Genomic DNA, 15,279 nt, shown 5'->3' with positions numbered 1-15,279 from the left:
ACTTGCGGATAATACTTATCCGGACGACGACCAACAGGCCCCCTCAGGCCAGGGACACAGGATGAAACCGTTTCGCTTAGCCGCGATCTCTCTCGCGCTGCTCACCACCTTTACGCTTGTCGCCTGTGATAACAGCGACGATAAACCTCAGGCTGCGGCTGCCGCAGCATCCACCGCATCAACACCGAAAGCCGCGGAAAAGCCCGACGCTGAAAAGCTGGCTAAAATGGCCGCCCAGAGTCAGGGAAAAGCGCTGACTCTGCTTGATGCGTCTGAAGTGCAACTGGACGGCGCCGCTACGCTGGTGCTGACCTTCTCTGTCCCGCTGGATCCGGAACAGGATTTCGCGAAAACAGTGCATGTTGTGGATAAGAAAAGCGGCAAAGTTGACGGGGCGTGGGAACTTGCGCCTAACCTGAAAGAGCTTCGCCTGCGCCATCTGGAGCCAAACCGTAATCTGGTTATCACCGTGGAACGTGGCCTGGTGGCGCTGAACAAAGCGACCTTTGGCATTGATTATGAAAAAGCCCTGACCACGCGAGATATAGAGCCGTCGGTCGGTTTCGCCAGCCGCGGCTCGCTGCTGCCGGGCAAGGTGGTGGAAGGGCTGCCGGTGATGGCGCTTAACGTCAACAATGTGGACGTCAATTTCTACCGCGTGAAGCCGGAATCGCTGGCCTCGTTTGTCAGTCAGTGGGAGTACCGCAACTCGCTGACCAACTGGGAATCTGACAATCTGCTGAAGATGGCGGAACTGGTCTATACCGGTCGTTTTGACCTCAACCCGGCGCGCAACACGCGTGAAAAACTGCTCCTGCCGCTTAAAGATATCAAGCCGCTTCAGCAGTCCGGCGTTTATATCGCCGTCATGAACCAGGCAGGGCACTACAACTACAGCAATGCCGCAACGCTCTTTACCCTGAGCGATATCGGTTTGTCTGCTCACCGCTATCATAACCGGCTGGACATTTTCACCCAGAGCCTGGAAAACGGTGCGGCGCAGTCCGGCGTCACCGTCACGCTGCTGAATGACAAAGGTCAGACGCTCGCCGAAGCCAGCAGCGACGCCGACGGCCATGCGAAGCTTGAAACAGACAAAGAAGCCGCGCTGATCCTCGCCAGCAAAGACGGCCAGACTACGCTGCTCGATCTCAAGCTGCCAGCGCTCGACCTGGCAGAGTTCGACATCGCCGGTAGCCCCGGCTTCAGCAAGCAATTCTTTATGTTTGGCCCGCGCGATCTTTATCGTCCGGGTGAAACGGTGATCCTTAACGGCCTGCTGCGCGACAGCGACGGAAAACCGCTTCCCGATCAGCCCGTGAAGCTTGACGTGCTGCGCCCGGACGGCCAGGTGGCACGCACGATCGTTGTTCAGCCTGAGAACGGCCTCTACCGCTTCAATTACCCGCTGGATAGCGGCGCGCAGACCGGCATGTGGCATATTCGCGCGAATACCGGTGATAACCAGCAGCGCCTGTGGGATTTCCACGTCGAAGATTTTATGCCCGAGCGTATGGCGTTCAATCTGACGGGACAAAAAGCACCGGTTTCCCCACAGGATGAGGTGGACTTCAACATTGTGGGCTATTACCTGTATGGCGCTCCGGCCAACGGCAATTCTCTTCAGGGCCAGCTTTTCCTGCGTCCGCTGCGCGACGCCGTCCCTGCGCTGCCTGGCTTCCAGTTTGGTGATATTGCGGAAGAAAACCTGAGCCGCAGTCTGGATGAAGTGCAGCTTACGCTGGATGAGCAGGGGCGCGGGCAGGTCACCACCGAAAGCCAGTGGAAAGAGGTACACTCGCCGCTGCAGCTGATCCTGCAGGCGAGCCTGCTGGAATCAGGCGGTCGTCCGGTGACGCGCCGCGCGGAGCAGGCTATCTGGCCGGCGGCGCAACTGCCGGGTATCCGTCCGCAGTTCGCCAGTAAGGCGGTCTATGACTACCGTACCGATACCACCGTCAACCAACCGATCGTCGACGAGAACGGCAACGCCAGCTTTGACATCGTCTATGCCGATGCCAGCGGGGCGAAAAAAGCGGTATCCGGTTTGCAGGTTCGTTTGATCCGCGAGCGTCGCGACTACTTCTGGAACTGGTCCGAGAGCGAAGGCTGGCAGTCTCAATTCGATCAAAAAGATCTCGTTGAGGGCGAGCAGGAGCTTAGCCTTAAGGCCGATGAAACCGGCAAAGTCACCTTCCCGGTGGAGTGGGGCTCATACCGTCTGGAGGTGAAAGCGCCTGATGATGTGGTCAGCAGCGTGCGCTTCTGGGCAGGTTACAGCTGGCAGGATAACAGCGACGGCACGGGTGCGGCGCGCCCTGACCGCGTGACCCTGAAACTGGATAAACCGGCCTATCAGCCAGGCGATACCATCCAGCTGCACATTGCAGCGCCAGCCGCAGGCAAGGGCTATGCGATGATCGAGTCCAGCGAAGGGCCGCTGTGGTGGAAAGAGATCGACGTACCGGCAAACGGGCTCGATCTTTCCATTCCGGTGGATAAAGCCTGGAAACGTCACGATCTCTATCTCAGTACGCTGGTGGTGCGTCCTGGCGATAAATCCAAATCCGCCACGCCGAAGCGCGCGGTTGGTCTGCTGCATCTGCCGATGGGCGACGAAAATCGCCGCCTGAACATCGCGCTGGATAACCCGCAGAAAATGCGTCCAAACCAGACGCTCTCTGTGAAAGTGAAAGCCAGCGTAAAAGAGGGGGCGGTTCCGCAGAAAGTGAACGTGCTGGTGTCGGCGGTGGACAGCGGCGTGCTGAACATTACCGATTACGTTACGCCAGATCCATGGCAGGCCTTCTTCGGCCAGAAGCGTTACGGCGCCGATATCTATGATATCTACGGCCAGGTCATTGAAGGGCAGGGCCGCATGGCCGCGCTGCGTTTCGGTGGTGACGGCGATGAACTCAAGCGCGGCGGTAAACCGCCGGTGAACCACGTCACCATTATTGCCCAGCAGGCTCAGCCGGTTACGCTGGATGCCAACGGAGAAGGCACCGTTACGCTGCCGATTGGTGATTTCAACGGCGAACTGCGTCTGATGGCGCAGGCGTGGACGGAAGATGATTTCGGCAGCAGTGAAAGCAAGGTTGTGGTGGCCGCGCCGGTCATTACCGAGCTTAATACCCCGCGCTTCATGGCAAGTGGAGATACCTCACGGCTGACGCTGGATCTCACTAACCTGACCGACAAACCGCAATCGCTGAACGTCGCCCTGAGCGCGACAGGCAAAGTGTCGCTGGAAGGTGCACAGCCGCAGCCGGTTCAGTTGCCGCCGGGCGCGCGCAGTACCCTGTTTATTCCGGTTCGCGCACTGGAGGGTTATGGCGACGGTGAAGTGACCGCGCAGGTGACCGGCCTGCAGCTTCCGGGCGAAACCTTCGCACCGCAGCAGAAAAGCTGGAAAATTGGCGTACGTCCGGCATTCCCGGCGCAGACGGTCAATACCGGTGCCATGCTGAACCCCGGCGAGTCCTGGACCGCACCGGCGCAGCACAGCAACGGTTTCTCTCCTGCCACTCTGCAGGGGCAACTGCTGCTGAGCGGCAAGCCACCGCTCAACCTGGCGCGCTATATTCGTGAACTGCAGGCGTATCCGTATGGCTGCCTGGAGCAGACCACCAGCGGCCTGTTCCCGTCACTCTATACCAACGCCGCGCAGCTTACCGCGCTTGGTATAAAAGGAGATACCGATGACAAGCGCCGTGCTGCCATTGATATCGGGATCTCCCGTCTGCTGCAGATGCAGCGTGATGATGGCGGTTTTGCCTTGTGGGATAAAAACGGGCCAGAAGAGTACTGGCTGACCGCCTATGTGACTGACTTCCTGGTGCGCGCGGGCGAGCAGGGTTATAGCGTACCTGCCGATGCGGTGAACAACGCCAACAACCGACTGCTGCGCTATCTGCAGGATCCGGGCATGATGTCTATCCGCTACAGCGACGACACCCAGGCCAGCAAATTTGCCGTGCAGGCGTATGCCTCGCTGGTGCTGGCGCGTCAGCAAAAAGCCCCGCTGGGCGCGCTGCGTGAAATCTGGGATCGCCACGCTCAGGCCGCCTCCGGGCTGCCGCTGATGCAGCTGGGTATGGCGCTTAAACTGATGGGCGACGCGCCGCGCAGCCAGCAGGCGCTGGATCTGGCGCTCAAAACACCGCGCAACGACAGCAAAACATGGATGGCCGATTACGGCAGCCCGCTTCGCGATAACGCGCTGATGCTCTCCCTTCTGGAGGAGTATAAATTGCTGCCGGATGCGCAAAATACGCTGCTGAATGCTCTTTCTGAACAGGCATTCAGCCAGCGCTGGCTATCCACCCAGGAGAGCAATGCGCTGTTCCTGGCCGGACGTTCGCTGCAAACCCTGTCAGGCGCATGGCAGGCGAAAACCACGTTGTCTGATACCGCATCAGGCGGCGATAAGGCGCAGGTACAAAACGTAAGCGGCGACCAGCTTGGTGCGCTTCAGGTAACCAATACCGGCACGGCACCGCTGTGGGTACGTCTGGACAGCACCGGCTATCCGGAATATGCGCCTCAGCCGAGTTCCAACGTGCTGCAGGTTGAACGTCATATCCTGGCAACCGATGGCAGCAGCAAATCGCTCTCTTCGCTGAAGAGCGGTGAACTGGTGCTGGTCTGGCTTGAAGTGAAAGCCAGCCAGAACGTTCCGGATGCGCTGGTTGTGGATCTCCTCCCTGCTGGTCTGGAGCTGGAAAACCAGAACCTGGCGAGCAGCAGCGCAAGCCTGCAGGACAGCGGCAGCGAAGTGCAGAACCTGCTCAGCCAGATGCAGCAGGCGGACATTCAGCACATGGAGTTCCGCGACGACCGCTTTGTGGCCGCCGTGCCGGTAAACGAAGGTCAGCCGGTTACGCTGGTTTATCTGGCCCGTGCCGTAACGCCGGGCACCTACCAGGTGCCGGTTCCGATGGTGGAGTCTATGTACGTTCCGCAGTGGCGGGCAACGGGTGCGGCCAGCGGCCCGCTGATTGTTGTTCCGTAATATGTTGATAGCGCGTCTGACACGCTCCCGCTGGCTTTGGCTGGCGGGAGCGCTTCTCGTTTTAGGGGGGCTGATTGTCGCCGCCGACCGCCTGTGGCCGCTGCCTCTGAAAGAGGTTAACCCCGCACGAGTTGTGGTGGACGAGAAGGGCGCGCCGCTCTGGCGTTTTGCCGACAGCGAAGGCATCTGGCGCTACCCGGTGACCATTGAAGAGGTTTCTCCCCGTTATCTTGAGGCTCTGATCCAGTACGAAGATCGCTGGTTCTGGGAGCATCCGGGCGTAAACCCGCTCTCTGTCCTGCGCGCCGCCTGGCAGGATCTCAGTTCCGGAAGAGTGGTTTCGGGAGGAAGCACGCTTACCATGCAGGTGGCACGCCTGCTGGATCCGCATCCGCGCACCTTTGGCGGCAAAATTCGCCAGCTCTGGCGGGCGATGCAGCTGGAATGGCACCTCTCTAAGCGTGACATTCTTACGCTCTATCTCAATCGTGCTCCGTTTGGCGGCACGCTGCAGGGCGTGGGAGCAGCAAGCTGGACCTACCTTGGGAAACCCCCGTCGCAGCTGAGCTACTCCGACGCGGCGTTGCTGGCGGTACTGCCGCAGGCACCCAGCCGTCTGCGCCCGGATCGCTGGCCCGAGCGGGCCGAAGCGGCACGCAACAAAGTGCTCGATCGCATGATGATTCAGGGCGTCTGGTCAGCAAAGCAGGTGAAGGAGTCCCGTGAAGAGCCGGTATGGCTGGCTCCCCGGCAGATGCCGCAGCTGGCACCGCTCTTTGCACGCATGATGCTCGGCAAAAGCCGCGACACAAAGATTGTCACTACGCTGGATGCCGGACTGCAACGGCAGCTGGAAGAGCTGGCGATGAACTGGAAATCCCGCCTGCCGGCACGCAGTTCGCTGGCGATGATCGTGGTCGATCATACCGACATGAAGGTGCGCGGCTGGGTCGGCTCGGTGGATATCAACGATGACACGCGTTTCAGCCATGTGGATATGGTTAACGCGATCCGATCCCCGGGATCGGTATTGAAACCGTTTATCTACGGTATGGCGCTGGATGATGGCCTGATCCATCCCGCCTCGCTGCTTCAGGACGTGCCCAGAAAAACCGGTGATTATCGCCCGGGAAATTTTGACAGCGGGTTCCACGGGCCGGTCAGCATGAGTGAAGCGCTGGTGCGCTCGCTCAACCTGCCAGCCGTCCAGGTGCTGGAAGCCTACGGTCCCAAACGGTTTGCCGGGATGCTGAGTAACGCAGGCCTGCCGCTGATCCTGCCTGCCGGAGCGCAGCCGAATCTGTCGCTGATCCTGGGTGGCGCAGGCGCGAGGCTGGCAGATATCGCCGCCGCGTACAGCGCCTTTGCAAGGCATGGCAAGGCGGGCCGGCTGCGCTTACAGCCGGGCGACCCGCTAACTGAACGCCCGCTGTTATCGCCAGGTTCGGCGTGGATTATTCGCCGTATTCTGGCGAATGAAGCGCAGCCGCTGCCGGACAGTGCGCTGCCGCAAATTGCGCCGCTGGCGTGGAAAACGGGCACCAGCTATGGCTACCGCGATGCCTGGGCCATCGGTCTGAATGCCCGCTACGTGATAGGCATCTGGACCGGACGACCGGACGGCACGCCAGTGGCGGGGCAGTTTGGTTTCGCCAGCGCAGTGCCGCTATTAAACCAGGTCAATAACCTGCTTCAGTCGCGCTCGACAATAGACGAAGCCCGTCTGCCGCGCGATCCGCGTCCGGAGAGCGTTGGGCGGGGCGTGATCTGCTGGCCGGGCGGCCAGTCGCTGCCGGAAGGCAGTGAAAACTGTCGGCGTCGTCTTTCGACCTGGCTGCTCGAAGGGAGTGAACCACCCACGCTGCTGCTGCCGGAACAGGAAGGCATTCGCGGCATTCGTTTCCCGGTCTGGCTGGATAAAACGGGCAAGCGTGTGGCGGCAGATTGCCCTGATGCCACAGAAAAAGTTCTCGACGTCTGGCCGCTGCCGCTGGAGCCGTGGCTGCCCGCAGCGGAAAAAAGGGCTGCGCGTCTTCCTGCGAGATCGACGCTCTGCCCGCCGCTGGATAATAACAATGCAGCACCGCTTATGATTTCGGGTATCAGAGAGGGGGCTGTTATTAAGCGACTCCCTGGTGAAGGGAACGTGACGCTATCTGTTATTACGACTGGAGGAGAAGGTGGGCGCTGGTGGTTTTTAAATGGAGAACCGTTAGAAGGCCGCAATAATACTCATTCATTAAAATTATATTTGCCTGGCGAATATCAATTACTTGTAATGGATGACTCAGGACAAACGGCGACGGTGAATTTTGAATTAGACCGTTAAGTGTTACCCCCGAAGAGTTAGTTTGATAATTATCAATATTCGTTCCTGAAAAAAAACGAGAATGCGTTTTTATTTTAAGGAACGAGCAATGAAGAAAAATAAAAATCAGGGAGAGGGGCTTATTCCCGCGCTATCCCGGCGTCATTTTATTCAGGCAGGGTCGGCGCTCGCCGCCCTTCCTTTTGTAGCGACAACAGGTAAAGCACAGGCACAGAGTACGGCGGCAACACACGCGACGCCTGAAGAAAAAGTGGTGCAAACCTGCAGCACGTTTGACTGCGGCGGTAAATGTGATATTCGTGCTCACGTTAGTGAGGGCGTTGTTACCCGAATTTCAACGCGTCCGGACAATGCGTTAGATCCGCAGATGCCGATAATGCGCGCCTGCGTTCGTGGCCGCGCTTATCGGAAATTTGTTTATCATCCCGATCGGCTTAAATATCCAATGAAACGCGTGGGTAAACGTGGCGAAGGAAAATTCGAGCGTATTACCTGGGATGAAGCCACCACGCTTATTGCGAATCAATTAAAAACGATTACACAACAATACGGCGCCGCCTCACGCTATGTGCATGTGGGCACTGCGGTATCCGGCGGAACGTTTTCCGGCGATAAAATGGTTCGTCGTCTGCTCAACTTAACCGGCGGCTATCTCGAAAGCTATCACTCGGTCAGTATGGGCAACACGGCGGCAGCCACGCCGTATACCTACGGCACCGCCGCCAGCGGCAGCTCTCTGGACACGCTGCTGGACACCAAACTGGTCATTCTCTGGGGACATAACCCGACGGAAACGATCTTTGGTCACAGCAACTACTTCTATCAGAAGATGAAGCAAAACGGCACGCGCTTTATCGTTGTCGATCCGCGCTATTCCGATACGGTTTCCTCCCTGGCTGACCAGTGGATCCCGCTGCTTCCCACAACAGACAACGCCCTGATGGACGCCATGATGTACACGATCGTCACGGAGAATCTGCACGATCGCGACTTCATCCAGCGCTATACCCTGGGCTTTGACGAAGCATCCATGCCGGAAGGCGTTCCGGCCAATGAATCCCTGATGGCTTACCTGAGCGGCGCAAAAGATGGCGTGGCGAAAACGCCCGAGTGGGCAGAGAAAATCACCCACGTGCCTGCGCAGACCATTCGTCAGCTGGCGCGCGACTACGCAACCACCAAACCCGCCGCGCTGATCCAGGGCTGGGGGCCGCAGCGCCATAACTGCGGCGAGCGCACCGCGCGCGGCTCGACGTTACTGGCAACGCTGACGGGTAACGTTGGGGTGAAGGGCGGTTGGGCGGCAGGCTATGGCGGCTGCGCTAATCGTAAATTTGCTGCCGGGCCGGAGATGCCGGATAACCCGGTAAAAGCCAAAATATCGGTGATGAACTGGGTGCAGGCCGCCGATGATGCTTCTAAGGTAACGGCGGAAGACGGCCTGAAGGATGCAGAGAAGCTGGACAGCAATATCCGCATCCTCTTCTCGCTGGCGGGAAATTATCTGGCTAACCAGAACCCGGATCTGCATCAGGCGACGCGCGTGCTGGAAGACGAGTCGAAAATCGAGTTTATCGTCGCAAGCGATCTGTTTATGACGCCGAGCGCCCGATACGCCGATCTTCTCCTGCCGGAAACCAGCTTTATGGAACGCTGGAATATTGGCGAAACCTGGGGCACGGCAAGCTATCTGATCCTGTCGGAAAAGCTGATTGAACCTGAATTCGAACGCCGTTCAGACTACGACTGGCTGCGGGAAGTTGCTGCTAAGCTTGGCGTCGAACCTGCATTCAGCGAGGGCCGTGACGAAAAAGCGTGGATTGAGCACATCTGGGAGCAGACGCGGCTCTCCATGCCAGATGAAAACCTGCCGGACTTCGCGACGTTACAAAAGACGCGCCAGCATCTTTTCAAAAGCGCGCCGTTCGTCGCTTTTGAAGACAATATTCGCGATCCGCAAAATCATCCGTTCCCGACGCCCTCAGGGAAAATTGAGATCTTCTCGAAGCGTCTGTACGACATGCAGCACCCGGAGATTCCGGCGCTGTCGCACTACGTGCCCGCCCACGAAGGGCCGGAAGACGAACTGGCGAAGACCTTCCCGCTGCAGCTGATCACCTGGAAAGGGAAAAACCGTGCTAACTCAACCCAGTACGCCAACCCGTGGCTGATTGAGGCGCAGCAGCAAAAGCTGTGGATCAACCCGCAGGACGCGCAAAAGCGCGGCATTTCCCAGGGGGATACCGTGCGCATTCATAACGCGCGCGGCATTTGTGAAATTCCGGCTGAAGTCACGCCGCGCATCATTCCGGGCGTTGTTGCCATGCAGGCAGGCGCCTGGTGGCTGCCGGACGAACAGGGCGTCGATAAAGGCGGCTGCGCGAACGTGCTCAGCTCTGCCCGTATTACCGCGCTTGCGAAAGGGAATTCCCATCAAACCATGCTGGTGGAGGTAGCTAAAGCATGAGTCAGTTTAAACATTACGCGCCGGTGAGCGATAAACAGCTGGGTTTCTATATTGACTCTTCCCGCTGCTCGGGCTGCAAGGCATGCCAGGTGGCGTGCAAAGACAAAAACAACCTTGAGGTCGGACGTCGTTTCCGTCGCGTATACGAAGTCAACGGCGGGAATTTTATCCCAACCGGGCAGGGCGGCGTTAGCAACAATGTTTTTGCCTACACGCTCTCTATTTCCTGTAACCATTGTGCGGACCCGATCTGCACCAAAAACTGTCCGACCACCGCAATGCACAAGCGTCCGGGCGACGGCATCGTGCGCGTCGATACGGACAAGTGCGTTGGCTGCGGCTACTGCGCGTGGTCTTGCCCTTACGGCGCGCCACAGCTCAACGAGCAGACCGGGCAGATGTCCAAATGCGATTTTTGCGTGGATCTGCAGGCGAAGGGCGAGCAGCCCGTCTGCGTGGCAACCTGTCCGCTTGAGGCGATCAAATTTGGGCCTATTGATGAACTTCGGGCGAAATACGGTGCGGTATGCGATGTGAAGGGCTTGCCTGATTCCTCGATTACAAAACCGAACCTGGTGATCAAAGCGCATCAGGGCGCAGAGAAAGAGGGGAAACGTCATGCATGAGTTACCGCTGCTGATTTTTACGCTGTTCCTGCAGGGATCGGTTGGCGTGACGCTCTGGCTGGCGTTCGGGGGGGCGCATACTACACCGCGTAGCGCGCTGCTGCCTGCCGCTGGGGCGTTTGTGCTGGCGAGCCTGGGGCTGCTCGCCTCAGCGCTGCATATGGGCTATCCGCTCAATGCCCTGAACGCGCTACGCCACGTCTCCAGCTCGTGGCTGAGCCGTGAGATTATCTTCGCCAGCCTTTACCTGGCGGCGCTTGGCCTCGCCGTGCTGCTGATGTTTTCCAATAAGCCAGGCTGGAAGCTGCTTTTGGCCGTGGCGGGTCTTGTCGGGCTGGTGGACGTGTTCTGCATGGCACAAATCTACATGCACGCGTCCGTGGTGACCTGGAAGCACATTAACACGCTGGTACTGTTTATCGGCTCGGTGGGTATCATCGGTTCATCCTGCATGGCAGTTGGGATGCGTTCCCAGACTACCTTGCGTGCGGCGGTTGTCATTATCACGCTGGTGGTGCTTGTGCGTCTGGTGATGCAGCCCGTCTGGCTGGCAGACATCACTGTCATGGACAATACCGTGGTGACGTTCCCTCACGCTCCGCTACGGATGCTCGAACAGCTGCGCGCGGTACATCTGCTGAGCTGGTGCGTGTCCGTTGCAGGTATGCTCTGCTTTGCTGCGGGCGGCCTGAAAGCGGCGCGCGGCACGCTGCTGCTGGGCAGCGCCTTGCTGATTGTGGGTGAGCTGATGCTGCGCTTCGTTTTCTTCAGTATTGGCTGATGGGCAGATTGACGTTTGCCCCGGCGATGGACGTGACGCATGCGTGCGTCCGTCGCCGTTTTCGCCACGCTTCCTGCTGCGCCTGCGCGGACGTTTGTCCAGTGCAGGCTTTTTCTTTTACGGAAACCGGCGTCTCGGTTGATGAAAATCGCTGTATTGAATGCGGTGACTGCCTGTTCGTCTGCCCCTCCGGGGCCATTACCGGCATCGCGCCGCGAAAGCGATTTCTGCGTGGAGATACCCTTGTTGGGCCTTTTACTGAACGCGCACCTGGGGTGAATGAGCTGCTGCTGTGGCACGCGCAACGCCAGGTTCGTTTTATCAGTATCGACGCAGAGCAATACCATGACTGGCTGCTGGCGCTTGCCCGGCTTAATCTTGCGCTTCGTCGCCGTGGTGAAGCGGAGTGGGGGTTTAAGCTCATACCGATCGGCGAGGTGAATATCGCTCGTCGTGCGCTGATGCACGTTCCCCGCGAGGATGTGAAAGCCTGTCGCGTTTCCCCGGGGCCGCGGGAGCTGCGCATGGCATTCTCGACGTTTAGCGAGTCAGATATCGCACTCGATATTAATAAGTGCGTGCTGTGCGGTGCGTGCTGGCGAAGCTGCCCGGAAAACGCGATTCGGTTTGAGAACGCCGCGCTGGTGGTGGAGACCGGGCGCTGTACCGGCTGCGGTGGCTGTGAAGCAGTATGTCAGCACGAGGCGATAAACGTCGCAGAAACAGATGGACCGGCAAAAAACGTGGCCACTCCCGCATATAAAGCAGTTTGCCTGACGTGCCAGCGCCAGTTCTGGTCATTTACGCCTGATGAAAAGCAATGCCCGCTCTGTTTACGCCATCAACACGGTATGCGAAATCCGGCCTGTTGCTAATCTTCGTCTCATTTTAAAAAAATGTTATGCAGAACCATAGGCAATGGCGCTATTGCTCTTTATAATCCGCGCCACACCATACTCAGGTATGCAAAACAACAGAACATTTTACAGAGGTTATCAATGGCTATTGAACGTACTTTTTCCATCATCAAACCAAACGCGGTGGCAAAAAACGTTATTGGCAGCATCTTCGCTCGCTTTGAATCAGCAGGGTTTAAGATTGTTGGCACCAAAATGCTGCACCTGACCGTTGAGCAGGCTCGCGGTTTCTACGCTGAGCACGAAGGTCGTCCATTCTTTGACGGCCTGGTGGAGTTCATGACCTCCGGTCCAATCGTGGTCTCCGTGCTGGAAGGCGAAAACGCAGTACAGCGTCACCGCGATCTGCTGGGTGCAACCAACCCGGACAACGCGCTGGCAGGTACCCTGCGCGCTGACTACGCGGACAGCTTCACCGAGAACGGCACTCACGGTTCCGACTCCGTTGAGTCTGCCGCACGCGAAATCGCGTTCTTCTTCGCTGAAGGCGAAGTGTGCCCGCGCACTCGCTAATAATTTCGTAAATGCCGCGTGCAAACGTGGCATCCCTGCGCCAGACTTTGTACAATGCAACGCCCCGGACGAGCAGACTGCTTACCGGGGCGTTTCTTTTCAACCCACCAAGGGCCACAACGTGTAACAACGAGGCCGGAAAAAATTATGTCTGAACTAGTGAATACCTCCGAAGTCGCCATTCCTGCGGTTCCCAATAAAAATGGAAAAATTAACCTGCTGGACCTGAACCGTCAGCAGATGCGCGAGTTCTTTAAAGATATGGGTGAGAAGCCGTTTCGTGCCGATCAGGTAATGAAATGGATGTACCACTACTGCAGCGACAACTTTGATGAGATGACCGACATCAACAAAGTGCTGCGCAACAAGCTCAAAGAAGTGGCTGAAATCCGCGCGCCGGAAGTGGTGGAAGAGCAGCGCTCGGCAGACGGCACCATCAAATGGGCGATTGCCGTCGGCGATCAGCGCGTTGAAACCGTCTACATCCCGGAAGACGATCGTGCCACGCTGTGCGTCTCTTCTCAGGTGGGCTGTGCGCTGGAGTGCAAATTCTGCTCTACGGCTCAGCAAGGTTTTAACCGTAACCTGCGCGTGTCTGAAATCATCGGTCAGGTCTGGCGCGCCGCGAAAATCGTGGGTGCAGCAAAAGTGACCGGCACGCGTCCGATCACCAACGTGGTAATGATGGGGATGGGCGAACCGCTGCTGAACCTGACCAACGTGGTGCCGGCGATGGAAATCATGCTGGATGACTTCGGTTTTGGCCTGTCCAAGCGCCGCGTGACGCTGTCTACCTCAGGCGTTGTGCCTGCGCTGGACAAGCTCGGCGACATGATTGACGTTGCGCTGGCGATCTCCCTGCACGCGCCAAACGATGAAATTCGTGACGAAATTGTACCGATTAACAAAAAGTACAATATCGAAACCTTCCTCGCTGCCGTGCGTCGCTACCTGGAGAAATCCAACGCAAACCAGGGCCGCGTTACCATCGAGTACGTGATGCTTGACCACGTCAACGACGGTACTGAGCATGCGCATCAGCTGGCTGAACTGCTGAAGGATACGCCATGCAAAATCAACCTGATCCCATGGAACCCGTTCCCGGGCGCGCCGTATGGCCGTAGCTCGAACAGCCGTATCGACCGTTTCTCCAAGGTGCTGATGGAGTATGGTTTCACCACCATCGTGCGTAAAACCCGCGGTGATGATATTGATGCTGCATGCGGACAGTTGGCCGGTGACGTCATTGACCGTACCAAACGTACCCTGCGTAAACGCATGCAGGGCGAGACCATTGCGGTTAAAGCTGTTTGATTATTATGCATCACGGCGCATTATCTACGCTGTGATGCATAATCTGACTGAATAATCAGTCAGATTCGTGACGTTTGATTAATAATTACGGTGCGTTTCATATGAGTTTCGGGCAGTATGTAACGACGTAACAACAGTTTAGCCACGCGGGCAGAGCTGCACTGTCATCTACCGGCTGACAGTCTTATACTGTCTGTTCAAGGTTAACTGACCTGAAGTTTCGCGGTGCGGGCGGCATTGTGACTCACCGGCACCTGAACCCTTTTTTTCACGTACCAGTAGTTGTAGCGAATGAATACTGAAGCCACTCACGACCAACATGAAGCACTCTCCACTGGCGTTCGTCTTCGCAACGCCCGTGAACAACTCGGACTCAGCCAGCAAGCTGTTGCAGAACGCTTGTGCCTGAAAGTTTCCACGGTTCGCGATATTGAAGAAGATAAGGCGCCAGCCGATCTGGCTTCAACATTTCTGCGCGGCTATATCCGCTCTTACGCAAAACTGGTGCACATCCCCGAAAACGAATTACTGCCAATGATGGAGAAGCAGGCACCGGTTCGTGCAGCAAAAGTTGCCCCGATGCAAACTTTCTCCCTGGGGAAACGTCGTAAAAAACGTGATGGCTGGCTGATGAGCTTTACCTGGCTGGTGCTGTTTGTTGTTGTCGGCCTGACCGGCGCATGGTGGTGGCAAAACCACAAGGCGCAGCAGGAAGAGATCACCACGATGGCCGATCAGTCCTCCGCTGAACTCAATCAGGCGAGCAATGGTGGTGCCCAGAGCGTTCCGCTGAACACCGACGGTGCGGCGGCCTCAAGCGAGCCGCAAACAACGGCTCCGGCAACCGATGCAGCACAGGCTCCGGCCGCAACGGCGAACACCGCTGCGCCTCAGGCTCAGGATCAAAACGCGGTCGTCGCCCCTTCTCAGGCAAATGTCGATACTGCGGCGAACGTCCCTGCAGCGACTCAGCCGGCGAACAACGCCGCAGCGTCCCTGCCGACCGACCCGGCGGCAACCGCCGCGCCAGCCGCCGATCCAAACGCGCTGGTGATGAACTTCACGGCTGACTGTTGGCTGGAAGTGACTGACGCGACAGGTAAAAAACTGTTCAGCGGCCTGCAGCGGAAAGATGGCACGTTAAACCTAACGGGTCAGGCACCTTACAAACTTAAAATCGGCGCTCCGGCAGCGGTACAGATCCAGTATCAAGGAAAACCTGTCGACCTGAGCCGCTTTATCAGAACTAACCAGGTTGCACGTCTTACCGTTAATGCCGAACAATCAGCAGCACAGTAACAGACGGGCAACGCGGGAG

Annotated in this window: 9 protein-coding genes; all 9 read left to right on the top strand. The window is 57.8% G+C overall.

Translation table 11 applies throughout. From position 1 onward, the window contains the following. Positions 1 to 61: 61 nt before the first annotated feature. The 9 genes from IM273_RS04825 to rodZ all read left to right on the top strand — a co-directional run bounded on the left by IM273_RS04825 (position 62) and on the right by rodZ (position 15,260). The gene (locus tag IM273_RS04825; protein WP_193051247.1) at positions 62 to 5,014 is read left to right on the top strand and encodes an alpha-2-macroglobulin; all 4,953 of its coding nucleotides are present in this window, start codon (positions 62 to 64) and stop codon (positions 5,012 to 5,014) included. 1 nt (position 5,015) lies between these two features. Next, positions 5,016 to 7,343 carry a peptidoglycan glycosyltransferase PbpC gene (gene pbpC / locus IM273_RS04820; RefSeq protein WP_045630989.1) on the top strand — a complete coding sequence of 776 codons (2,328 nt, stop codon included), beginning with the start codon at positions 5,016 to 5,018 and terminating at the stop codon, positions 7,341 to 7,343. An 88-nt stretch (positions 7,344 to 7,431) separates the two neighbouring features. Beyond that, on the top strand, positions 7,432 to 9,810 hold the full coding sequence (locus IM273_RS04815) for a DMSO/selenate family reductase complex A subunit (protein ID WP_305043501.1): 2,379 nt from the start codon (positions 7,432 to 7,434) through the stop codon (positions 9,808 to 9,810). Further along, the gene (locus IM273_RS04810; protein ID WP_003860631.1) at positions 9,807 to 10,436 is read left to right on the top strand and encodes a DMSO/selenate family reductase complex B subunit; all 630 of its coding nucleotides are present in this window, start codon (positions 9,807 to 9,809) and stop codon (positions 10,434 to 10,436) included. Before IM273_RS04815 ends, IM273_RS04810 begins: the two co-directional genes overlap by 4 nt. Next, positions 10,429 to 11,217, top strand: a complete 789-nt coding sequence (locus tag IM273_RS04805; protein WP_047368097.1) for a DmsC/YnfH family molybdoenzyme membrane anchor subunit — start codon at positions 10,429 to 10,431, stop codon at positions 11,215 to 11,217. Before IM273_RS04810 ends, IM273_RS04805 begins: the two co-directional genes overlap by 8 nt. Continuing rightward, a complete protein-coding gene (locus IM273_RS04800) occupies positions 11,217 to 12,092 on the top strand; it encodes a 4Fe-4S binding protein (RefSeq protein ID WP_193051243.1) in 876 nt (291 codons plus the stop codon). Before IM273_RS04805 ends, IM273_RS04800 begins: the two co-directional genes overlap by 1 nt. 123 nt (positions 12,093 to 12,215) lie before the next feature. Next, complete coding sequence (ndk, locus tag IM273_RS04795; RefSeq protein WP_003860625.1) at positions 12,216 to 12,647, top strand: nucleoside-diphosphate kinase; 432 nt, start codon at positions 12,216 to 12,218, stop codon at positions 12,645 to 12,647. A gap of 147 nt (positions 12,648 to 12,794) precedes the next feature. Beyond that, complete coding sequence (locus IM273_RS04790; RefSeq protein WP_028014062.1) at positions 12,795 to 13,961, top strand: bifunctional tRNA (adenosine(37)-C2)-methyltransferase TrmG/ribosomal RNA large subunit methyltransferase RlmN; 1,167 nt, start codon at positions 12,795 to 12,797, stop codon at positions 13,959 to 13,961. A gap of 291 nt (positions 13,962 to 14,252) precedes the next feature. Then, a complete protein-coding gene (gene rodZ / locus IM273_RS04785) occupies positions 14,253 to 15,260 on the top strand; it encodes a cytoskeleton protein RodZ (protein WP_047368095.1) in 1,008 nt (335 codons plus the stop codon). Positions 15,261 to 15,279: the final 19 nt, after the last annotated feature.

This window comes from Enterobacter cloacae complex sp. P13B, from assembly GCF_014895915.1.
In the GTDB taxonomy this organism is placed as follows: domain Bacteria; phylum Pseudomonadota; class Gammaproteobacteria; order Enterobacterales; family Enterobacteriaceae; genus Enterobacter; species Enterobacter bugandensis.
The sequence above is the reverse complement of the archived record's forward strand: the minus strand, read 5'-3'. Positions and strand labels throughout refer to the sequence as shown.